The sequence below is a fragment of the Flavobacterium lipolyticum genome (assembly GCF_020905335.1).
Taxonomy (GTDB): Bacteria; Bacteroidota; Bacteroidia; order Flavobacteriales; family Flavobacteriaceae; genus Flavobacterium; species Flavobacterium lipolyticum.
Genome location: NZ_JAJJMN010000001.1, coordinates 2,965,381 through 2,988,987, shown reverse-complemented (window position 1 = coordinate 2,988,987; position 23,607 = coordinate 2,965,381). Strand labels below are relative to the sequence as shown.

The following is a 23,607-nucleotide window of genomic DNA, read 5'->3' as shown; positions in this document are numbered from 1 at the left end:
TAATAAAACAATGAAGTGATGAGAACGCTAGAAAATAAAAAGCCAATTGCTCAATCCTCCTCTTCCGCTTTTTTTGGACCTAAAATCCAGAAAAAACTGAAAACCGGAACAGTCGGTGACCAGTTTGAAGTTGAGGCAGACCGGGTTGCCGATAAAGTAGTGAATAATAATTCGTCCGGAGGAAGTCTTCTGCAGTCGAAAGAAAACGTACAGCAAAAACCAATTGCAGAGACCATCTCTTCTGTTCAGAGTAAGGAAATCAAACAAGAGGAACCTGTACAGAAAAAATCCGATAAGAAAGAAGAGGAAAAACCAGTACAAAAGAAATCCGATAAGAAAGAGGAAGAAAAACCGGTACAAAAAAAATCAGATAAAAAAGAAGAGGAAAAGCCGGTACAGAAAAAATCGGATAAGAAGGAAGAAGAGAAACCGGTACAAAAGAAATGTGCTGATTGTGAAAAAGAAGAAAAAGTACAGTCTAAAGATCAAAAAGAAGAAGACAAGGCCGTACAAAAGAAAGAGCAAAATCCCGATGCCGAAATTGAGAATAATGAACTCGAAGGAAAGCTGGACCACTCAAAAGGTGGAGGAAACGGCTTAGACAAAAAAACCAGAAAAGAAATGGAATCGGGTTTTGGTGCGGATTTCAGCGATGTAAAAATTCACACTGATACGAATGCTGTCCAAATGAGTCAGGAATTAGGAGCACAAGCTTTTACCAATGGCAACGATGTCTATTTTAACAAAGGAAAATACAATCCGGATTCTCGCGAAGGGAAACATTTGCTGGCACATGAATTAACCCATACCATTCAGCAAACCGGAGCCGTACAAAAATCCGTCGATCCTTCTGCAACTGCAGCTGAAGATCTAGAATCTCCTCGCTTTAAAGGAGATTACAAATTAGAGCAAACACACGATGATTTAGATTATCTCGCTACCGGAAGTAAGGGCGAGCCTGTAGAAAAAGTACAATCGGGTTTAATGGATTTAGGTTATCAGCTTCCTAAATTCGGTGCTGATGGTGATTTTGGCAGTGAAACACGAGCTGCTGTATTCAAATTCCAATCCGATAATGGTCTGAGCTACGATGGTGTTGTTGGCGTACAAACAATTGGTCGTTTAGATGATATTTATGTTGGAAAAGGCTCAGGTCCAGGTAAAGACAAAAAGAAAAAACCACCAAAGAAAAAAGACAAAAAGACCTGCGATATAACGAATATATTTCATTTCTCCTCAGATCCGGTTCATATTGAAACATTAGAAACAAATGGTGATTGTAAATCATTTTCAATCTCATTAACAACCACAAGAAATAAAAACGAGAACCCCTGTTCGGGTTACAGCGTCGAAATTATTGATTCCACAGGGAAAAGTTTAATGGGACCAACCTCGTTCAAAATTGGTGGTACCGTTCCAATTAATTTCACCGCCCCAACAGCAGGCAAGTTCAGCATGATCATTGGAACTCCTGCTTCCTGTGGAGAGAATGCTTTTAAAGGTGTGGGATCAAAACACAGACATTAATAAAATCAAGTACCGTTAACGATACATGGGAGCCTTTAACCAAAAATCAAAATCCAGTCCTTCCGGACCATCCGCCTTTAATTCAAGGCAGGGTGAGGATTTTTTTGGCGTACAGACCAAGCTCAGTATCGGAAAATCGAATGACAAATATGAAGTGGAAGCCGACAAAGCAGCAGATCAAATCGTTTCTCAAAAACAAAATGCCAAATCGGAATCTTTTTTTAGTCCATCTTCTGTAGTTCAAAAAAAATCTTTAGCAGAACAGAGTACCCCTGTTACGCAATTAAAAACGGAACAGGAAGAAACACTTCAAAACAAAACTGAAACTGTTGTAGCCGAAACTCCTAAGCCAGTCGAAAAAAACCCGATTTCAAAACCACTGATTCAGCAGAAAAAAACCGAAGAGGAAGTTCAGACCAAAGAAGAGGAACAGGAAATTCAAAAAAGTGCCGAAACTGAAACAAGTCCAACAAATACGGCATCGCTGGAAAGCAAACTTCAGAGCAGTAAAGGCGGTGGTTCTCCCATGGCCAATACCACTCAGGAACAAATGGAATCCGGTTTTGGGGCTAATTTCAGCAAAGTGAGAATCCACAATGATTCTAATGCTGTTCAAATGAACAAAGAATTAGGCTCTCAGGCTTTTGCCAATGGTAATGACGTCTATTTTAACGAAGGAAAATACAATCCCGATTCGCAGGACGGAAAACATCTGTTAGCACACGAACTTACGCACACGATACAGCAAGGCAATAAACCCAACATTCAAAAACAGAATCCTTCAAGCAATTTAGACAGTCTAAACGAAATGCTCGACAGTTTTAATGTTCCCGAAGATGAAGTCATTACAATGTGTTCTCAGCTTAACGATACTGAAAAAGCAACTATTTTAGGCAATAGCAGTTACAAAACCAGAATGGCTGCAGCACTTGATGTAGCCCAAATGATCAGAGCAGTTAATAATTTGGGAGCTCCTCTGAATACAAAACTGGAATGGGTAAATGCCGCCGCTACCTTTGGAACATTTTTCATGGACTACAGTGAAATTAAAGGAATGGTAACCGCTGCCGATCAAACGCAAAGAGATGTTTTAAAAACCGATGTCTGGAAAAACTTTTTTGTTGACGTTTGTACTGATGCCAATATGATTGAAGCTCTTGACGATTTACAATTTGATTTAATAACAAAATTAGTATGGCTTAAAGCCGAAGTCTTTTCTGCCACTTGGTCAATCAACTATTCAAACATAAAACCCTGGATTACAAGCACCACGACTAACCAAACCGAAAGAGATACCCTAAAAGTGCATACCGATGTGGGTATGAATTTCTTTGTAGACGTTTGCGACAATATTACTATAATTGAGGCGTTAAACGATCTGCAGTTTGATTTAGCTACTAAATTGACCTGGCTGAACGCCGAAATGTTCATGACGAGATTCGAACTCGATTATGCTACTATAAAACCATGGGTCATACACTCCAGTACAGACCAGGCACAAAAAGACGCTTTAAAAACGCCTCTCTGGAAAGATTTTTTTAGCACGATTTGTGATAACATAACCATGGTCGAAGCTGTAACCGATCTCAATTTTGACATTGTAACACAATTAGAATGGATTAATTATGAAGGTTCAGATTTCATTCCAAAACTTACCTGGCTTCTCAATCACAGTACTGATTATGATGCCATTAGAAATGAAATCTTAAATGCCTCTCCCGGCGACAGACAAGCTGCATTGGCAGATACCAGCATCAGAAGCTTAATCAATTCAAGACTGACAGCTCCGGTTTCTGTTGCCGTTTTCTCTCATCTTTTATTGGGGTCAATGTATTGGAGAAACCCTCCTAACAATGATTTCTTCGCTTATTTTGTAACCAATGGCGGTTCCGGAACACTTCCGGCTGCTGCGACTATGAATTGCTGGGAAAGCATCATGTATGCTGCTTATCTGTCTAACCGAATTAATGCTTCCTGGATTCAGACCTTCTATAATAATGCATTTAGTTCCGGCGGAGATCCAAATATTTTGATATGGAGCCAATTGGGTTGGAACAGCGGTCTGCCTACCTATCCGGGTACGACGCCAACAGTCGGGCAGTTAATTTTTTATACTGCTTCGGGCGACCCTTACCCAGGACACGTGGCAATGGCAATCGACGGAACTCACGTCATCAGTTTATGGTCGGAGCCTCATAATAATTATTTTATACAGCGGGTCGACATTACCGTATTTTCAGGAGTAATTCAAATTTCTAATCCACCTTGGTAAATTGTTTAATCAAATATGAAAATGGCTCTATCTTTATTATTAATTTTAGTATTTACCAATTGTCAAAACGTTTCTAAAATGAATCCGGAAAACAAACACGACCTCACTTTTAAAATTGTCTATAAACAATCGATAGATTCCGTACCTGCTTTATCAAAGTATCCTACAATCGGTAAAAACGGGCACGAATATTCTCGTATAGACATTCCAAACCCTGCACTTTCATTTCCCGGAAAATATATGGAATTGTATGGAACTTCAGAGGCATTAATTGGTCGATATGTTTCTGAGAATGGCACACGGGACAATCATTTTTTCTCTATCCTTAATGATTCTTTTAACTACCATTCCGATTCTGATGTCATTGATGTGGCTGTTACTACAAATGGGGATTTTCTAAAGTTAACTTCTGACTTCCTGTATATCGTAAAAAAAGATACTGTCAAAATTCAGCATCCTTTAAAAGGAATGAAAATCCTCCTCTCAGAAAACAAAGACATTTGGGTAATTGGGATCAGTAATGCCTGGCTGATTGAAGGTGATTATACAAAAGTCAAAGTCCTTGAATGGTTCGGCGGTATTCATACCGTTTCTTATCAAAATGCGCTCTATTGCATCGATAATTCTAAAAGTACAATTGTTTCTTTAGATACAAAAGGTATTGCTGCAAATGAGAAAACAACACCAAACTTCGGCCCCTTTGAAAAGCTCGCCGGCTTCTGGGGCAATAAATATATTACCCTTGAAGGCACTACTTTCAGATGGTATGAAGAAACTGTTCTGAAAAGAAAAATAGCACTTCAGTCTGCCGGTGTTTTAAATAATGGAGAGGTATTTATTTCTTATACCGAAAACAAAAAAACCTACTTAAAAACCAATACCATATCCAAAGAATGGGAGGTTCCCGAAGATTCTAAAAGTTACATTCTGCCCATTGTTTTTGAAAAAGGAGATTCCTACTTCGGTTATCATTTGAACAGCTTTGGTGAATTCAGTAAAAAAGATCAAAAGGCACAAGAAACAAACCATATCGATGAAAAGGTCTATGAAAAAACCATATTGCCTTATCGATGGAAAATTGGACAAAGTCGTTATTTTAATATCCCTGATTACAATAAGCTACTGGTATCCCTGGTTGGACCTAAAGAAATTATTCTAATGGAGATCAATAGTTCTTTTTAAATTTTAAAACGGTAAAATATGACTTAATTATGGGTGCTCTTGCAAAAAAATCAGCTCATTCCTCCAATCAAACTACCTCAACGAATGAGCGAGGCAGCAGCTCTTTTTTTGGTGTACAGGCAAAACTCAGCATCGGCAAATCAAATGATAAATATGAAGCGGAAGCGGACAAAGCTGCGGATCAGATAGTTTCTAAAACGACTAAAAATAACCCTGAACCGTTTTTCAGCCCATCACCCATAGTTCAAAACAAATTAGAGGAGGTACAGAAAAAGGAGGAAACCGCTCCTCAAAAATCAATAGCCGAAAACCTCTCTCCCGTTGTTCAGTTAAAATCAGAAAAAGAAGAAAAAGAAACCGTTGTTCCTGAAAAAGCAACTGTAGAAGAAACCCCTCAGAATAAAACCGAAGTTCCCCAAAACGAAACAACTAAAAACACTGAAACCAGTTCTGTTCCAAAACCGATTGTTCAGCAAAAGAAAGCCGAAGAAGAAGTTCAAACTAAAGAAGAAGAGGAAATCCAATCCAAAGAAGACGAAAAAGAGCTTCAAATGAGCACTGGTACCGATGCAAACCCTTCCGATGATTCTAATCTGGAAAGTAATTTAAACAATAGCAAAGGTGGTGGTTCTCCGCTTTCTAAAAACACCAGAACAGAGATGGAATCTGGTTTCGGAGCCGACTTTGGCAAGGTAAAAGTCCACAACGATTCAAATGCCGTTCAAATGAACAAAGAATTGGGTTCACAGGCATTTGCGAGTGGAAATGACATTTACTTTAACGAAGGCAAATACAATACAAATTCAACAGCCGGAAAGCATCTTTTAGCACACGAATTGACACACACCTTACAGCAAGGCGCCAGTGCCGTCCAGCCTAAAATGATTCAGAAAACGCCAACTGCTGCAACTCCGGTTACTACTGCATCAGCCAGCAGTGAACGTATTTCTTTACAGACACCAACATTTACACCACCGGAAGCAATTGCTACTCAGATTGAGGCAGCGGGAAACAGAGGCGCTGAGGTTAATGTAACCTTTGGTCAATGGGCATCAGGTGTAATCAAAATGAAAAAAAATACAGACGGTACCTACAATACAAAAGACAATAGACAAAGCATAAATCTTAATATTAGTTATTTAAGTCCGCTTACAAGTATAAATATTACCCCGGTTTTAGCCATTCAAATAGAAAACAATACTATAAATGGCTATATTACAGTAAAAACAGGAGATCGGTTAGTTGGAAATCCGGCCGGACTTATTAATGCCATTAAAGACAATAGCGAAGCTTTTGGCTGGGTTGGAATTGACGTTACAAGTGTTCCAAACGTGCAAAACAGCATTGAAGGCGGAAATCTGACCTTAACAGCAAATGGAATTCCTGTTCAATTGGGAGGATTTGTAAATGCAACTCTTGACTTTGGAATTCAGGGTGAGGCTATCACATTCAGAGCCAGTGGAAGTATTGAAGTTCCTAACCTAAGTCCAACTCAAATCACAATTGAGCGTAATGCCGAAGGAAACATAACCGGCGAAATTGATTTGGCTGTAAATATGGCCAATTTTAACGGTAGTATTCACGCTGCTTTTTTAAATGGAACTTTTGACATCAGAGGTACTGTAGGGTATCAAACCGAAAAAATAAGTGGTCAGGTTACTTTGCTGGTGACCGATGCAGCAACAGCCAGAAATGCGGCTTTAAGCCAGCTCGATCCTTCCCAAATTGATGAAAGTGCGAGGGAAACAAACGGAATTCCTGAAGCAAACAGTGGACCAACGCCAGGCCCCAGAGCTATGGCAGGCTGGGGTGAAGTCGATTTTAGCTTTACCGAATGGATGACAGGCAGAGCTATGGTTATTATTGATAATGAAGGCCATGTCACTATTCATGGAGAAATAACGCCGCCTGCAGAAGTAGAATTATTTGCCCAACGAGATTATATAAGAGAAATTTTTACTGTTGAGGTCCGTACCATGTATGGAGTTCCATTGGTCGGTAACGTCTTCTTATTTGCTAATATTGGCTTAGAAGCTCTGGCGAAAATAGGTCCTGCAAAGATTTATAACATCAGGGCAGTGGGAACTTATTCTACAGATCCGGCAGTATTTAATGATTTTAGTCTTTCCGCCTCTTTCAATATGTCAATGTTTGCAGGACTGCGACTGCGAGCAGAAGGAGGATTAGGTGTTGAATTACTGGGTCATGATATAAAAGTAGGTGTTGGTGTTAATGCATTAGCCGGAATTAGAGGGTATGTTGATGCCACCCCAACGATAGGTTACAGAGAAACGGCATCTCCTGAAGCCGGAAGACAAGGAGAGTTTTACATACACGGGCATGCCGAAATGGCTGCACAGCCTTTCTTAGCATTAGGTGGTGATCTGTTTGTCGAACTAGACAGTCCGTGGTGGTCTCCTGCGCCAGATGATAAATGGACCTGGCCTTTAGGGGAATTAGAATATCCTTTGCCGGGAGAGTTTGGTATTGGCGCTGATGTAGATTACGTTTTAGGCTCTGACGAATTACCTGAAGTTGAATTTGCACCTGTTGATTTTAACTCCGATAAATTCATGACCGATTTGATGAATGACCACGTCCCTCCTGCCCAATCTACAGATGCAGAGCACCCGGCAGAATTTCAGGAAGGAGCAGCCGGAGGAGAAGGAAGTGCGACTCCTCAGGTCACAGACTCAACTGGAAATCCTAATGCCGGAACAACCGGAACACCACCAGGTGCAGATGCTCCGCCAAACCCACCAACACCCGAAGTTCTGGCACATTGGGGTGATGGATTACAAGCATTACGAGCCTTGGCTACAACATCCGAAAACCATCCTTTAACACAAGCTCAAATTACAGCCGAATTAAACCCTATCAGAACCAGACATCATTTCACTCATTTAACAGCAAGAAGAAACGGTGAAAATTGGAATATTGATGCGGAAATGCCAAACATCAACAATCACAACACTCCAATTTTAGTAAAAGGAATAAGAGGAGTTGGTGAAGAAGAAAATGGAGAGGTGAATGGAGAAACTAATGCTGTAAAAGGAGAAATACTACAAATAGAAAGACCTTTTGATGAGACGGATGGGGACAGACACACTCTGAGATTTAGAGACAATCACAATGCGATTCAGCTTATGGTTCATAGTGATCCTAAAGATATCTTTGAATATTTACATTCCGATGAAGTCGACCAAAATGATAGTACCGTAAGAGATGCTATCAGATTGGCTACAGAAATAAGAACTATGGCAAATAATGCTGCAAATACCAGTGGGGTCATCCCTAATTTAAACTCAAAAATGAGAGAACTCAGTGAGATGATGAGTCATATCAGAGGTAATCTCAGACGATATTTACCTGCAAATCCGGTATATAATTATCAGCCACAAGGCAACAAAGCGCATAAGGCAGAGGTAACTTTACTATCGGCAAACAGATCGGGTGGTACGGAGCCCGGAGGTTCATTTGTACAAGGCTGGGAAGCCATTCAAACCGGAGGTCTGACGAGAGGTGCCGGTCATTGGAAAAGACTCCATCTTATCAATCAGGGTTTTGGAGGATTTGGAGTTCCTGAAAATCTAACTCCGGGAACAACATCAAACAATTCTTCTTACGATAACAGGTTTGATGATCCTGTAAAAAATTTAATTGGAAGTCGCCCTAATGATCCAACAAAACAAGGTGTAGTGAAAATTGTTGCTGAAGTAGATAGTTATTACAGCGGAGAATTTCCAACAAATGTTAGCGCTCCCTTAGGCGGATCTTTAGACGTTAAAGATGCTAGTAACAGAGTCACAAGAGATAACTACGCTCAACATATAAAATTTGAAGCCTGGGAGTATAATTACGTCAATAGAAGCTGGGAATTAGGAAATAAATTTGTAGATGCCGGTTTAAATATTGACTTGCCTGACTGGAATTCGGTTAATCCTCCTGTAATTGGAGTGGGTACAAGAAGCGAAATTGTGCGGGCCTACAACTCTCTTCAACCAAGAGATAAATATAGGGTTGACTCACTGCTTAGCTCATCATTTGAGAGTATTCTAACTGACACCGTGATGGATATCATAAGAAGTAGAACATACAGTAATGTTACTGATTTTAGAAATGCTATAACCACTGAAGTAAGTGCTCCATCAACTCCGTCAGGCCGCAGAACACCCGAAACTATAACCAGGTTAAATGATATAAAAAATACCATCCCAATTATGGTCAATGCTAACGTATTAAAATTCTAACTATGGAAAATATACTTCTTGAAATAAAAGAACTTTCAGATTTAATGCTAAAGAAGGATCATTCTCATACTGTAAAACTAAGTCCTCCGGTGACCAGCAGTAAATTGAAAAAACTGGCTGCTGAATTAAAACTTAATGACTCTTTATTATCATTTTATACAACTGCGAATGGACTTTTTATATCATGGTTTTCTGATGTTGATATTTTATGCTTTGGTAAACTTAATATTCCCAAATTAGAAACATTGTCAGATTATTTGACAAAAGTAGAGAAGACAGACCTTAAAGAATATTCAACCTACATACAAAAAGGATACATCCCTTTTGATGTTGACATCATTAACAAATTTATAACTTTCATAAAACCAAAAAAAGAAAACTACGAAATCATAAGATTGAGCCCCGATCTTAATGAAGTTACATTAAATTGTACTTTAGAATCTTACTTGAATTTGGGAATAAAGACTGGCGGACTTTACCATTGGCAAAATTACATCTCAGAGGAGGTTTTCAATCACTTTATCAAATACAATAACGATTTTTTTTACTACTTAGTCAACACAAAGTTGAAACCTGAAATACTTGAATCGTTCTTTAGTGATTCAGGCACAAAAACAAAATCATTTCCCTCTATTGGAGGTGCTAAATTTAAAATACCGGAAAATCATAAAATTACAGTATATAAAGAAAACCTTGGATGCTCAAACATTGAAATTAGAAGAGCCGAAATCGCAATAAAAGACAAACTAAACTCCCATTTTGTTTTGTATCATTATCGAAGAAATGGCCTGGAAATCAGCTGGAAATCTGAAGCCTACTTCGCCAATTTTCAAATGCTGCCACTTGAAACCATTTTTGGAGGAGTTCTTCATGCTCAGGAAAGAATTTGGGATAATAACTACTTTAAGTTCATTAATGCGGATAAAAGTTTTGAAAAAAAACTGAGTAAGTTTTATCCTTTAATAATTGAAGAAGCCGGAGATACCGTTTTCTCAATTGAAAATGAAAAAATTAATCTTTATATTATTTCTTCCTCTTTTGAACCTCAAAAAATAAACCTTTCTTTCGAAACATTCATAGAAAAACTATATAGTTGTGGAGGAATTAGCGGATGGCAAAACCTATTTATTGATGAATACACTGAAAAAAATCCCTTGTATAAAGATATTTTAAAGGGAATTGAACACTGTTTTCCTACTCTTAATCTAATAGATTTTCTTAAAAATTAAAAAAATAAAGTCCCGATTATAAATTCAATAACAATAGGCAAAACAAAAAGACCATGGAACTTATACTTCAGTTTCTTAAAACCCAATTTCAATTTCAGCTTGATACACTTTTTCAAGCCGAAAACCCAACCGGAAAACCTGCTTTAATCCAACTGGATTCCAACGGGTTTATCAACGAATTTATCATTGAAAATAACCTCACCGAAACAGATACTCTCTTATTGGCATTAGCTCTTGTGCATCATATCAAACCTGATTTTTTAAGTTCGATTATTGCAGAATATTTACCCAACGGAGGAGAATTACCCGAATTTGGAGGGGTGAAATCAAAGAACCACCGCGGTATTTTACCAACAGGCGAAACGGCTCAGTTTCTAATAGCGGGAAATGATCTTGACACCCGGATTTCTTTCTATAATTACCTGCACAATCAATCCTTTCTTTATCAAAAAAGAATCATTAAAATAGAATCTGTTCCAAACGGCGAACCTAAACTAAGTGGTTTACTGATTCTTGAAGACGAATACATTGAAAAATTCATCACCGGAAAAATCCTAAAACCTCAGCTAAGCAGTATTTTCCCTGCTCAGCTAATTGAAACCGCATTAGACTGGAACGATCTGGTGCTCAATTCTTCGACTTTAAATCAGATTAAAGAAATAGAAACCTGGCTTAAATTTAATGAGATTCTGCTCCACGAATGGAACATGAAAGCCACAATTAAACCAGGTTTCAGAGTCATGTTTTATGGTGCACCGGGAACCGGGAAAACCCTTACGGCCTCACTTCTTGGAAAATATACACAGAGAGATGTCTACCGAATTGACTTGTCTATGGTCATCTCGAAATACATTGGCGAAACCGAAAAAAACCTGTCTTCTCTTTTTGACAAAGCGGCCGATAAAGACTGGATTCTCTTTTTTGACGAAGCCGATGCCGTTTTCGGGAAAAGAACCAATGTAAGAGATGCCCATGATAAATATGCCAATCAGGAAGTTTCGTACCTGCTGCAACGTATAGAAAATCATCCCGGACTGGTTATTCTGGCCTCTAATTTTAAAACCAATATTGATACAGCCTTTACCCGAAGATTTCAATCCATAATTGAATTCGAAGTGCCTTCTTCCCGTGAGCGTTTACAGCTTTGGGAGAACAACCTGCCCAAAGGAATCAAAATTGCTGAGGATGTAAACCTTAGCGAAATTTCAAAAAAATACGAGATTACCGGTGCTAATATTGTGAACATTATTCAATATGCCTGTCTGCGAACATTAGAAGATCAAAACGAAAATATTAATCTTCATCATCTTCTTCAAGGGATTAAAAAAGAATATGTCAAAGAAGGCAAAATGATGTAATCTCTTTACAAAATAAACTAGTGAACACCAGCTTCTTTTAGTACTACTTTTAATCGATCTTCAGATGGTCTTGGAGCATTTGGATCCACAATATTACCCTGCGGATCGATTAAAATAAATCGTGGAATATTATTTACTTCGTAGGCAGCCTCAAAAGAAGTATCTCCATTGGCAAACAATTGTACTCCGGTTAACTGAAGACCAGTCACCATTTTTTTCCATTTATCGTGATCTTTTACGCGATCGGTAGAAATACTCACAAACGCTATATTTTGATCATGAAATTCTTTTTCAACAGTTTTAAGAAAAGGAATTTCTTTTTTACATGGTCCGCACCAGGTTGCCCATAAATCAATATAAACAAACTTACCTTTAAAATCATCCAGAGAAGTTTTAGTACCGTCGTAATTCTCGTAATTAAAGAATTTTGGCGAAACTTTTCCTTTTGGAAGAATCTCTTGCTGATGCTTTTTTAATCCGGTAGTTTTGTTATATCTGACCATGCAGCTTTTCTTAAATTCTTCGAGATCCTTTTTTTCAAGAGCAATAAAAGAAGCTTCCAAACCTTTTGTATTTACAAGAAGTTTTTGATAACCTACCACAATTTCATCTATTTTTGCCGTAAATTCTGCATTTTCTAATTTAAATATAGACTTATCCGCAGTAGCTTTTTCAGTATACAGTGCTTTCTTAAATAAATAAGTATTAGGTATCTCACCATCACCTTTAAAGGTCATTGTTTCATCCCATTGTTTGGTATCAAAAGTAATTTTCAGATTGTAACCATTTTTAAGATAAAAGAAACCTTGTTCTTTACCATCAAATAGTCCATAGTAACCTTCTTTTATTCTCAGAGTGTCAGAGAAAGAACCGTCTTTATTAACATTAATTCTTTTAATTTTAGTTCTGTTCTTGAAAACAAGCAAAGAATCTGAATTTTTATCTGTAATTTTTCCGGACAAACGTACATAGTCTTTTGTGCTTTTCTGTGCAAAGCAATTTATACTAAGAATAAAAACTATAATTCTTAAACAATACCATTTCTTCATTAGATTTTTCTTTTAAACTTTATTTTATAATTATTCATTGGAACCTTTTTGAAAATTATTCTTTCGTATAAATGATCCCCGATTTAATGGTCATAAAGCCATCTTTCAAATTTTCAATATTCTGTAAAGGATTTGAATTGATTACATAAAGGTCTGCACGTTTGCCTATAGCTATGCTCCCTCTGTCTTGTACTCCAATACTTTCTGCCCCAATTCGCGTAGCACTTATGAGAACATCTTTGTTGGTAAAACCACAGCTGTCTGTCAATATTTTTATCTCTTTGAACAATGGGACACTATTGTCTTTTTCGAATAAATAAGGCCAATCTGTTCCTGTAGATATCTTAACACCGAGTTCGTGAGCTCTTTTAGTTATTTTCATCCCATCAAAAAGTTTATTGTTGTTTGCCAGATAATTGGTCGGATCCAGTATCACATTATTTGCTTTCATCAAGAGTAATAACTTGTCCATTTTTATAGTATCGATGGCAGGTATTTTTTTTGAGTGATCCATTTTCCCTGAAGAAAAGCCATAGGCTATATCAAAGGCATGTGACATCGAATTCACTTTGGCATTGGCAACATCGGTTGGCGTAGCTGGGAATACTGCCGCATGGCTCCAGCTCTGTAATCCCTGCTTTTTTGCTTCTTTTACAATTTTTTTTATCATGCGGGCACTTAAATCATTATAGATCTTTATTCCGCTCACACCTGCTCCTTTTGCTGCTGCCACAACTATTTTAATATTTGTTGTATCTGTAATAGTACGTTGCCACGGAGTATCTTTTTCTGTAGTATGCTTTCTCACTAAATTAAAATAATCTGGTCCCGCAAACTGAGCTGCGTAAAAAATGGAAGGCGCCGGCAGTTGATTCAGGGCACTCACTTGCTTGTAATCGGCAAGGATAATTGCATTTCCTGTCATATCCCTAACTGTTGTTATACCGGCATAAATCATTTTAGAAAGCTGATCCTCCATGTATTTATTACTCTTTTCTCTAGTGAGATTAGGAACTGTTGCCAGATGAACGTGCGTATCTATTAATCCCGGCATCACAAATTTTCTAGTGATATCAATTATTGTGGCTTCCGGATATTTACTAAGATCATTCGTATACAATAAATCTATAATTTGATTGTCTTCAATTATGATACTGCCAGTCTTTAGCCCAAAATTATCGTCAAAAATAAATCCATTCTTTAGTATGGTTAATTTAGGTTTTAGTTTAGCTTGCGTTGGTTTGCTTTGTGAATGTCCAACTATCGTAGTAAGTAATACAAACCATAAAATAAGGACTCGTTTCTTTTTCATTTAAAAAGGATTTTATACCATTGTTAAAACTGTTGAATAGGAGGTAGTATTCAAATAGGAACATTACTTCCTCCTAAAATATCGGCATTAATATCCCGGATTTTGTGCAATCCCGGAACGATCTATTTCAGTTTGTGGAATAGGCAATGCAAATCGGTTAGCATTCGCCAATAAACCAGTACCGTCTGCTCTTTTAAAACCTAATCCAAGTCTTTTAAGATCGGTAAATCTAAAGCCTTCAAAGGCTAATTCTCTTCTTCTCTCGTTTAAAATTTCTTTACCCAGATCGGTCCCTGTATAATTTCCTAAACCTCTGGCATTTCTTAATTTATTAAGGTTAATTAATGCCGATGCATTGTCACTACCCTGTAAGTATGATTCTGCCAATATTAAGTATAGTTCAGGTACTCTCATTAGTTTTAAATCTATATTACCGGGATCTGATGCCGAGGCAGTTGTGGTTCGGGTTCCTGCTTGTTTTTTAGGATAATAACTGTTTGAGATGGTAGGATGATTTTTAAAATATACTGTAAATCGTAAATCTTTAGTTTTATCGTAAAGATTGATTAAATCGGTCGATACTAAATAGGGATAACTTGAAAGAACCGGTATGGCAAAAAGTGCCGCATTTTGTCCCATTTCAGTATTTTCAAAACGTATTCTGAAAATAATTTCACCAGAATCGTCCTTATCCCATTCCTTTTGCAAAGCAGCCAGTGTGTTATCTAATTTATATCTCGCATCTGTTAATGCCAGATTACTGTATACAATTGCATTTTTGTAATCAGCTGTCTCATGACATACACGGGCTGACAATGCATAAATAGCCGTCTTAGAAATTCTGTAGGAGTTAACTGTATTGGTAGCTAAAGCTGCTGCTTCATTCAAATCGGCCTGAATAAACTGAATCACTTCGGCTGAAGTGCTCCTGGGTTTTACATCTAATAATTTATCCGTTTCAAATCGATAGGGTACCGATAATGCTTTTTTATCAATACTATAAGCTGGTGAATAAAAGCGGTATAAATTATAGTATAGTAGTGCTCTTATACCTAAGGCTTCTCCCAAAAAAGCATCTTTATTGGGTAATGAACTTGCTCTTGCCATCTTGATAATCGTATTCACATTATTAATAGCCTGATAAGAAATTCTCCAAAATCCCTCTACATTACCGGTTGCACTATTGTACGCCAACGGGTACATGGCGCCTAAACTGTTATCGAAAGAAAAATCTTTTGAATTTGCAGAACCTAAAAGATCGTCACTAATAGCTTCCGGAATAGTATAAATTCCAAAATAATACCCGTAAAAATCTTGTTTCATAACGGCATAAACGCCGTCTAAGGCACTTCTGAAACCGCCTTCTGTCTGAAAAAGTGTTTCCGGAGCCAATTGATCCAGAGGTTCTTTGTTGATAATATCATTAGAGCAGCTGCTAAAAAAAGTAACTATCACTGCCGTAAAAAATAATTTTATATTTGTCTTCATATGTTGTTCTTCATTTTTTTTCTGTTGAATAAAAATTCTTTTATCATTATTGTTAGCGGATAAACGTTTATAACAATATATTTTGTGATCCTTTTTTATTAGAAACTAGCATTAAATCCAAGAGAATACGCTCTCACAATGAATGAAGAAAGTCCAATGCCTCCAGCCGCAGTGGCATATTCCGGATCAATATAGGTTACAGCCGTTTTGGTAAAAAGATTTTGTCCCTGAACATAAATTCTTAGACTTTCGATTCCTGTTTTCTCTAAAACATTTTTTTGAAGTGTATATCCCAGAGCCAAGTTTTTCAATTTAATGTAACTCGCATTCTCTAAAAATTGAGTAGAATTTTTGTAGTCCGACTCTAGGAATGCTGTAGGGGTAACTGTATTCACTTGTCTTACAGCTATATTTGACTGATCTCCGGAATTTTTCCAAGCATTAAGCACAGCTGTACTTTGATTGTAAGCCGGATTGTTATATAAATTATAGATTCCTTCATTCAAAACATAATGTCCGCCAGCATAAGATATCAAGACTGACAGGTCAAGTTGTTTGTATCTGAACGTATTGGTTAAACCTCCATAATATTTAGGCATAGCAGTTTTGTTGCTAACCTGTCTCAAGTTAGTAATTGCTGTTAGGTTGGTTGTCGTTTTATTGGTATTGTAATCCACTAGCGTTCCATCCTGAGTTCTGTACTGATTAAAACCTGTGACCGGATTAACACCAGCCCAATCTGCAATATAAAAAGATCGTATAGCACTTCCTTCCTGGAATACGGTAGATCCCGCATTGTTAATAATATCTTTCTTGTCGGACAAGGCCAAAACTGTTCCCTTATTCAAAGCAATATTAAAATCAGTGGTCCAGTTAAAATCTTTGCCTTTTAAATTTACAGTATGAAGACTAATCTCAACCCCCTCATTTCTAAAGTTTCCGATATTAGAGATTAACTCTTTAAAACCTGAAGTTAACGGAACTGGCTTATTGTTTAATAGATCTCTGGTATCTCTGATATAATAATCAACAGTTCCGGAAATACGATTATTAAACAATCCGTAATCAATACCGAAGTTCTTATTATAATTCTTCTCCCAGGTTAAATTTGGGTTTTCTCCGCGTGACAGATATGGCACGGTGCTACCTGCATAAACGTATAGACTAGAGTAACTATATAAGGATTGGGAAGCAAAATCTCCAATAAAGTCATTTCCTGAAGTACCAATACTGGCACGGAATTTTAAAGAACTTACGATTTTATTCTCTTTAAATAAATTTTTATAAGCATTCCAGGATGTACCAACTGACCAGAAATTGGCATATTTGTTATTCGCTCCAAAACGGGAGGAACCATCTCTTCTAAAGGATAATGACAGGTTATAAGTATTATCAAAGTTATAATTTAGTCGTGAAAAATACGACAACGAACCCGCCTGTGATTTTTGTTCTGTAGCTGAAGTGATCGTTTTTGCGGCGCTTATGATTTGTATAGCATCAGAATTAAAAGTATTAGCCAGTACAGAAAGACTGTTGGTTTCATATTCATTAACTTCATTACCCAATACTAAGTCAAAACTATGTTTTTCAAATTTCTTTGCTATAGTAGCTGTTAGCGTAGCTGTATAGTTATTGTTATCACCACTAGAACTGGTTAGTGTTCCGCCTTTTACAAGTACTTTCTCAAAAGTACTACCCTTTGAGTTATTATAATTAGCTCCTAAAACTCCATTCAAACTTAACCATTTGAAAGGTGTATAAGTCAAATTTACACTTCCTCCAATATTTTTTCGATTGGAATTTACAATTGTATTATCTCTTACAAATAATGGATTGTATGGAACTCCCGCAGCACTGCCAACATCCAAAAGCCTTAACGGATTTCCTTTATTATCAAGAAAACTCAACCATGGGTTTAACATAAATGCATTTGAAAAAGGAGAACCTACGGTACGTTTATTCACGTCCTTTACATTTCCAAAATTTCCTGAAAATCCAACTTTTAATTTACGACCCAAATCAAAATCGATTCGAGTGCTTGCCGTATATCTTGTATAATCACCCCCAAAAATATTATCGACCTTATTATACGTTACAGAAGTATAATAATTCGCTTTATCGGAACCTCCGGAGAAAGAAATATCATTTTCCCTATTTACTTCATTCTTTAAAAGCAAATCTGCCCAATTTACATTTTTGCCTAATGCCCTTCTGCTTTGAAGTAATGCCGGATTTGTTTTATAAAAACCCAGTGATTCTTCAAAGTCTAATTTCTGAGAACCAGTCATCAAGTCGTTGGTGAATGATTGATCTGCTGTTTTCACTCCAAGTCTGGTATTAAAAGTAACCTGCAGCCTGTTATTCCTATTTCCTCTTTTTGTAGTGATCATTATGACTCCATTGGTTCCTTTAGATCCGTAAATCGAGGTTGATGCCGCATCTTTTAAAACACTAATTTCCTGTATGTCTGCAGCATTTAAGGCAAAAGCCCCCAATCCTGATCTGGGCATCTGAACACCATCAACAACAATCAGAGGGTCTGTACTGGCGCTTATCGAGCCAATACCTCTTAATAAAATAGAAGGCGGTGCATCCGGAGAGGCAAAATTTTCCTGTACAAATAACCCGGGAACAACTCCAATCAACGCATCTGCAAAAGATACATTTTGTGTATTCTTTAATACTTTGGTATCCAATTTTGTTACAGCACCGGTAATTTTATCCCGGGACATCTTTCCATACCCTACCAGAACAAGCTCGTCCAGTTTATTAGTACTGGGTTCTAGAGTAACATTAAGTAAAACCTGATTGGTAATCTTAATAGTTTTAGTTTCGAAACCTACAAAACTAAAACTTACTACATCACCTTCATTTACAGCAATTTCATATTTACCGTCAAAATTAGTAACTGTTCCCTGTTTACTACCGTTGACTGAAACTGTCACTCCGGTCAAAGGCATGCCTTTATTGTCTTTTACGACACCCTCAACCTTCTTTTGGTCTGTACTTTTTCCCATAAGGCCATAAAGGGGAAGCTCTTTCGAAATTTTAGTATTTCGATCGTAGTTTTCGGATTGAGCATCACATATTGAAGCAATAATTAAAAATGCGGTTAGTTTGACCTTCAAAGTCCGTTTTAAATAAAATAGAGATGCCGTTCGGGCTTTCATCATAGTCATTTTCTTCATACTATATACAATTAATGATTTTGGTTAGTCAGGGAAATTGATCGTATAAGAATAAAAGAAGCATTTAAGTTCTTTCTTCTTATTATCTTGATACAAAAGTTGTGGTATTTAAATAGCAAATGCCATTATACAATTCGAACAGATACTGTAAATAAATTGCATCTTAGTTTCTAATGTATCAACAAAAAAATGGGAAATAGTTCCCTGCTAAAGTGGTATTTCAGGGTGTTGTGCAACAATTTCTATTCGTTACAAAGAATAAAGATTGATGACGTACAAAGATTTTGTTTTTATGACTTTTCTCTTCGTAATTGTACCAAATATATAGGATCGAATTCAAGATTAATTTCAAAAGCAATAACTGGTGTGTTTTAAGAAATAATCGGTGTGTTTTCGCAAATAAAAACATAAAAAAAACCTGTGAATTTGATTCACAGGTCTTGAAATTAATTTAGTAAGGGCAATCGATTTGTATCCAATAAATCAACTACAATTTTTAAACACTTAACTCAGCCAGTCACTCACCAGTTTTCGGTAAGTTTCACCAATAGGGAGTTGTTCACCGCCAGTCAATTGTATCTGATTGCCTTCGATCACTTTTATTTTGTTTTTTGGAATAATGTACGAACGATGAATGCGAACAAATTGATTTAGGGGAAGTTTTTCGAGAATATCTTTCATGTTTTCCAAAACCATAATTTTTTCGCCTTTGGTATGAATCCTGATGTAGTCTTTAAGTCCTTCAATGTAAAGAATATTTTCGGTGGCTATTTTATGATGCTTTCGATCAGCTTTTACAAACAGAAAATCATCGGTTTGCTGGTTTTGCATGGTTTCCTGCCAACGGATAAATTTCTCTACACTCTGATAAAAACGATTAAAAACAATTGGCTTGAGTAAATAATCTATAACATGAAACTGAAAAACATCTAAAGCATAATCCGGATACGCAGAAGTGATGATGAAATTGTGCTTCTGATTGAACATCTGCATCAATTCAATCCCCGTTAATTGTGGCATCTGAATGTCGATAAAGACTAAATCGACAGTCTCATTGTTCAGTATCTCAATGGCTTTAAAAACATCTGAATCAGCATATAAAACATTTAATCTCGGCACTTTAGAAGCATAGTCTGCCATTAATTTTACTGCAAAAGGTTCGTCGTCTAATATGATACAATTTATTTTTTTCATTTTAATTCTATTTCAAGTTCAGCTGTAAACTGGTTGTTTTGATTGACTACTTTTATTTGATGTTTCTCCGGATAATGAATTTCCAGTCTCATTTTCAAATTACTTAATCCAATGCCTCCCAGCTTGTCTTTCTTTTGCACGGCAATATCATTGACTACTTTAAAATTAAGCTTCTTATCTTCTAAACGTAACTCAATTAAAATTGGCTTTTCATTGGATGTTATGCCATGTTTCAAAGCATTTTCAATTAACGGAGACAAAATATAAGGCGGAATTTCTTCGGAAATATTTTGAGTTTCAATTCTGAAATCAATAAAAGCACTGTCCTGATGCCTCAATTGTTCGAGCTCAATATAGGCTTTAATATAATCGATTTCATCTGCCAGTTTTATCTTTTCTTTTTGAGATTCATAAGTGGTAAAACGCATGATCTGACTTAATTTTTCGATGGCCATCAACGATTTGTCGGATTGAAAATACACCATCGAATAGATATTGTTCAGGGTATTAAAGATAAAATGCGGATTGATTTGCGCTTTCAGAAATTTTATTTCGGTGTTTTTGCTTTCTTCCAAAATAACCTGATTGTACTCGAGCAAACGGATAAAATAAATCACAAACCAAAGCAGTGAACTTAAAATGACTGACATACTGCTGTAGTGCAGGTTATCTTCCATATAATTAAAAAAGGTGGGATTGGTGTAATTGATTCTATGGAATAAAACTTGACTTATCTCCTGCTCCAACAGCCATCGTAAGGCCGTAAAAAACAAGTACGAAACCAATACTCCTGCAAAAAATCTTTTCCATTGAAAGGATTTAAAAACCAATTTCATCACCACAAAATAATGAAAATAGAAGGTTAGTACAAACACAATCATATACGTAGACAGGAACAGATCCGGGGTGTAGTTTTTGGCCTGGATTAGATTTTTAACAAAGGTGAAATACCCCATCAAAAGCCAATATATAATGTGAATGAATACTTCTACTTTTTTTGATAATGTTCCTTTATACATCTTTTTGTTTTTTTCAAAGATATGCATTCATAAAAAAGTCCAAAACAGGGTTTGTAGATTAATCCCGGGGGTTTGTCGATAAAAGTAGTTTTAGGCATTTTTTCGGCGCAGTTTTGCAGCGTAATTAATCTAAAAACCATGAAAAATAGTAGCCTTTTAGTACTTGCCTTTTTATTTCAAACGTATTCTTTTGCTCAGCAATACGAACTTAAAGGAAAAGTAATCAATCAAAATAAATCAGCTGTTGAATTTATCATCGGCAGTTTGTTCAATTCTCAAAAAACTTTAATTGCTCAGGCTTCAACCGACAGTTTGGGGAGTTTTGTTCTGAAAGTACCAAAAGGAAATTACCGTTTGATATTGGAACAATTTGGCACAGAATATATGAACCGCGAAATTACAATTGATCACGATACAGATCTGGGTATCACTGAAATTAAAGAATCGGTACAGCTGGAAGGGGTAACGCTGAAATCAAGAAAAAAACTGATTGAACAAAAAGTAGACCGCCTTGTTTTTAACGTCGAAAATTCTGTAACAGCCACCGGAGGAACCGCTTTAGATGCTTTAAAAGCGACGCCTACCGTAAGGGTTCAAAACGAGGTTGTTTCGATTGTAGGTAAAGGAGAAATTTTAGTAATGATTGACGATCGTTTGCAAAGAATGCCTCAGGAAGATCTGGCGGCATTTCTGAAATCAATTCCCTCTGATAATATTAAAAGTATTGAAGTAGTTACAACTCCGCCTGCAAAATATGATGCGGAAGGCAATAGCGGTCTTATTAATATTAAATTGAAAACGGCAAAAGCAAACTCATGGAATGCTAATCTTGGAACATCCTACACGCAAAAAACATACGCAGGCGGAAACGTGAACGGACTTTTTACGTACAATCACGATAACCTTTCGGTACAGGCCACTGCAAGCAAAGGGAAACAAAAATTACTGACTACTTCTGAAAGTTCTATTTTCTACAAAGACGAAACCTGGAAACAGGACGTTCAAAACAGATCAACAGCCGATGTTTTAAGTTTAGGCCTTGGTCTTGATTATAAAGTAACCGAAAAATGGAGTACCGGACTTAAATACCTTGGCAGTTTTACGGATAAAGTAAATACAAACAATCCTTTTACCACTATTTATGATAATGCAAACGGAACGGCGAATTCCTATATCGCTTCGAATGCGAATGCGAAAAATAACCCGAAAATGAATGCCGTTAACTTTCATAATTCGATTGTATTAGACAGTTTAGGAAAAAATATTTCGATGGACTTGGATTATTTCGATTACAACAAGAAAGATTATCGTTTCTTTTCAGGGAATGAACTGGACAGCAGTAAAAATAATATCCCCGGAGGTTACTTTTCTTCGACAAATTCAAATGTCAATGCAATCAAAAATTACTCGGCCAATATTGACGTTACTTTACCGTACGATTGGGCAAATCTTAGTTTTGGAGCGAAAACTTTCCACACCAATACAAACAACAATCTGATCGTGTACGATAACGAAACCGGAACTCCCGTCTTCAACACCAATCAATCCAATGTTTTCAATTATAAAGAATACAATCAGGCTTTGTATTTCTCCGGAAGTAAAAAAATAAATTCAAAATGGGAAACTCAAATTGGTCTACGAATCGAAGCAACACAAACCAAAGGTTACTCTGAAAATTTGAATCAAACGAACACCAACAATTACATCAAATTATTTCCAACAGCTTATCTGACTTATGTACCAAACGAAAACAATTCTTTTTCCTTAAACTACAGCAGAAGAATCCGCAGACCTGATTTTGATTATTTGAATCCTTTTGTCATTAAAACAAGTCCTTATTATTATTCCGAAGGTAATCCGTACTTAAAGCCTTCATTGATTGATAATTTTGAGTTCTCGTTTATCCGAAATCAAAAATGGGTAAACTCTGTTTACTTTTCTCAGGTTTCCGATTTTGGACAGGAATTATCGATCATCGATCCGAATACGAATGTTACCAGAAACACGCCTTTAAACTATGCTAATACTTACCAAATTGGACTTTCGACCTCTTATAATTTCAACAAATGGTCGTGGTGGAACAGCTTTACCGGATTCAATTTAAACTATCAGAATGTAAAATCAAAAACTGCTTTTATTCAGTCCATCGATGGTTATAACGGATACCTTTACAGCAATAATGATTTTACGATAAACACTAATAAAACCTTATTTCTTGGCTTAAACTATGGTTTACAGCTTCCTGGTCGTTATCAGATCTTTAATATTTCGACTTTAAATATTCTTGACATCTCTGTTAAGCTGTTAACTTTCAACAAAAATCTTTCGGTTACCATCATTGGCGAAGATTTACTGAACGCACAAAAACCATTGATTTCCTATGATTCCAACCATATTAAAACCAATGTAAAAAGTTATTCGGACACGAGAGGTTTCAGAATTTCATTGAGTTATAAATTTGGTAATCAAAACATCAAATCCAAACAACGTGATTTTGGAAATGAGGAAGAAAGAAGCAGAGCCAACTAAATGTGTTTAG

The 23,607-nt window shown here is 36.6% G+C and carries 13 protein-coding genes; 7 read left to right on the top strand and 6 right to left on the bottom strand.

What is annotated here, in order from left to right; translation table 11 throughout:
- The first annotated feature begins 18 nt into the window (after positions 1 to 18).
- Genes LNQ34_RS13040 through LNQ34_RS13015 form a run of 6 tightly spaced genes read left to right on the top strand, consistent with a single transcriptional unit; the run spans position 19 to position 11,818 of the window.
- The gene (locus LNQ34_RS13040; protein ID WP_230000075.1) at positions 19 to 1,527 is read left to right on the top strand and encodes an eCIS core domain-containing protein; all 1,509 of its coding nucleotides are present in this window, start codon (positions 19 to 21) and stop codon (positions 1,525 to 1,527) included.
- A 25-nt stretch (positions 1,528 to 1,552) separates the two neighbouring features.
- Entirely contained in the window at positions 1,553 to 3,799 is a 2,247-nt protein-coding gene (locus LNQ34_RS13035) for an eCIS core domain-containing protein (protein WP_230000074.1), read from the top strand.
- A gap of 21 nt (positions 3,800 to 3,820) precedes the next feature.
- The gene (locus LNQ34_RS13030) at positions 3,821 to 4,981 is read left to right on the top strand and encodes a hypothetical protein (protein ID WP_230000073.1); all 1,161 of its coding nucleotides are present in this window, start codon (positions 3,821 to 3,823) and stop codon (positions 4,979 to 4,981) included.
- A 29-nt stretch (positions 4,982 to 5,010) separates the two neighbouring features.
- A complete protein-coding gene (locus LNQ34_RS13025) occupies positions 5,011 to 9,231 on the top strand; it encodes an eCIS core domain-containing protein (protein ID WP_230000072.1) in 4,221 nt (1,406 codons plus the stop codon).
- A gap of 2 nt (positions 9,232 to 9,233) precedes the next feature.
- Positions 9,234 to 10,460, top strand: coding sequence for a hypothetical protein (locus LNQ34_RS13020; protein WP_230000071.1), 1,227 nt, complete (start codon positions 9,234 to 9,236; stop codon positions 10,458 to 10,460).
- 53 nt (positions 10,461 to 10,513) lie between these two features.
- Positions 10,514 to 11,818 carry an ATP-binding protein gene (locus tag LNQ34_RS13015; RefSeq protein ID WP_230000070.1) on the top strand — a complete coding sequence of 435 codons (1,305 nt, stop codon included), beginning with the start codon at positions 10,514 to 10,516 and terminating at the stop codon, positions 11,816 to 11,818.
- A 17-nt stretch (positions 11,819 to 11,835) separates the two neighbouring features.
- On the opposite strand, the gene LNQ34_RS13010 is transcribed toward LNQ34_RS13015, so the two are convergent.
- The 6 genes from LNQ34_RS13010 to LNQ34_RS12985 form a co-directional block, all read right to left on the bottom strand.
- Positions 11,836 to 12,867, bottom strand: coding sequence for a TlpA family protein disulfide reductase (locus LNQ34_RS13010; RefSeq protein ID WP_202702174.1), 1,032 nt, complete (start codon positions 12,865 to 12,867; stop codon positions 11,836 to 11,838).
- Between the two features lie 55 nt (positions 12,868 to 12,922).
- Positions 12,923 to 14,179 (bottom strand): amidohydrolase family protein, encoded by a 1,257-nt coding sequence (locus LNQ34_RS13005; protein WP_230000069.1) that lies wholly within the window; start codon positions 14,177 to 14,179, stop codon positions 12,923 to 12,925.
- Between the two features lie 87 nt (positions 14,180 to 14,266).
- Entirely contained in the window at positions 14,267 to 15,667 is a 1,401-nt protein-coding gene (locus LNQ34_RS13000) for a RagB/SusD family nutrient uptake outer membrane protein (RefSeq protein WP_230000068.1), read from the bottom strand.
- Between the two features lie 98 nt (positions 15,668 to 15,765).
- Complete coding sequence (locus LNQ34_RS12995) at positions 15,766 to 18,855, bottom strand: SusC/RagA family TonB-linked outer membrane protein (RefSeq protein WP_230000067.1); 3,090 nt, start codon at positions 18,853 to 18,855, stop codon at positions 15,766 to 15,768.
- 504 nt (positions 18,856 to 19,359) lie between these two features.
- Complete coding sequence (locus LNQ34_RS12990; protein WP_202702169.1) at positions 19,360 to 20,049, bottom strand: LytR/AlgR family response regulator transcription factor; 690 nt, start codon at positions 20,047 to 20,049, stop codon at positions 19,360 to 19,362.
- Positions 20,046 to 21,068 carry a sensor histidine kinase gene (locus LNQ34_RS12985; RefSeq protein WP_230000066.1) on the bottom strand — a complete coding sequence of 341 codons (1,023 nt, stop codon included), beginning with the start codon at positions 21,066 to 21,068 and terminating at the stop codon, positions 20,046 to 20,048. The genes LNQ34_RS12990 and LNQ34_RS12985 overlap by 4 nt, the downstream gene beginning before the upstream one ends.
- Positions 21,069 to 21,206: 138 nt before the next feature.
- Here LNQ34_RS12985 and LNQ34_RS12980 point away from each other — a divergent pair, with 138 nt between their 5' ends.
- Complete coding sequence (locus LNQ34_RS12980) at positions 21,207 to 23,597, top strand: outer membrane beta-barrel family protein (RefSeq protein ID WP_230000065.1); 2,391 nt, start codon at positions 21,207 to 21,209, stop codon at positions 23,595 to 23,597.
- Positions 23,598 to 23,607 lie beyond the last annotated feature (10 nt).

Excerpts from the sequence above, each read along its gene's own strand:
- LNQ34_RS12995 (WP_230000067.1), bottom strand. The coding sequence starts at position 18,855 with ATGAAGAAAATGACTATGATGAAAGCCCGAACGGCATCTCTATTTTAT.
- LNQ34_RS13030 (WP_230000073.1), top strand. The coding sequence starts at position 3,821 with ATGGCTCTATCTTTATTATTAATTTTAGTATTTACCAATTGTCAAAAC.
- LNQ34_RS12980 (WP_230000065.1), top strand. The coding sequence starts at position 21,207 with ATGAAAAATAGTAGCCTTTTAGTACTTGCCTTTTTATTTCAAACGTAT.
- LNQ34_RS13020 (WP_230000071.1), top strand. The coding sequence starts at position 9,234 with ATGGAAAATATACTTCTTGAAATAAAAGAACTTTCAGATTTAATGCTA.
- LNQ34_RS13000 (WP_230000068.1), bottom strand. The coding sequence starts at position 15,667 with ATGAAGACAAATATAAAATTATTTTTTACGGCAGTGATAGTTACTTTT.
- LNQ34_RS13035 (WP_230000074.1), top strand. The coding sequence starts at position 1,553 with ATGGGAGCCTTTAACCAAAAATCAAAATCCAGTCCTTCCGGACCATCC.
- LNQ34_RS13025 (WP_230000072.1), top strand. The coding sequence starts at position 5,011 with ATGGGTGCTCTTGCAAAAAAATCAGCTCATTCCTCCAATCAAACTACC.
- LNQ34_RS13040 (WP_230000075.1), top strand. The coding sequence starts at position 19 with ATGAGAACGCTAGAAAATAAAAAGCCAATTGCTCAATCCTCCTCTTCC.
- LNQ34_RS12985 (WP_230000066.1), bottom strand. The coding sequence starts at position 21,068 with ATGTATAAAGGAACATTATCAAAAAAAGTAGAAGTATTCATTCACATT.
- LNQ34_RS13015 (WP_230000070.1), top strand. The coding sequence starts at position 10,514 with ATGGAACTTATACTTCAGTTTCTTAAAACCCAATTTCAATTTCAGCTT.
- LNQ34_RS13010 (WP_202702174.1), bottom strand. The coding sequence starts at position 12,867 with ATGAAGAAATGGTATTGTTTAAGAATTATAGTTTTTATTCTTAGTATA.
- LNQ34_RS13005 (WP_230000069.1), bottom strand. The coding sequence starts at position 14,179 with ATGAAAAAGAAACGAGTCCTTATTTTATGGTTTGTATTACTTACTACG.
- LNQ34_RS12990 (WP_202702169.1), bottom strand. The coding sequence starts at position 20,049 with ATGAAAAAAATAAATTGTATCATATTAGACGACGAACCTTTTGCAGTA.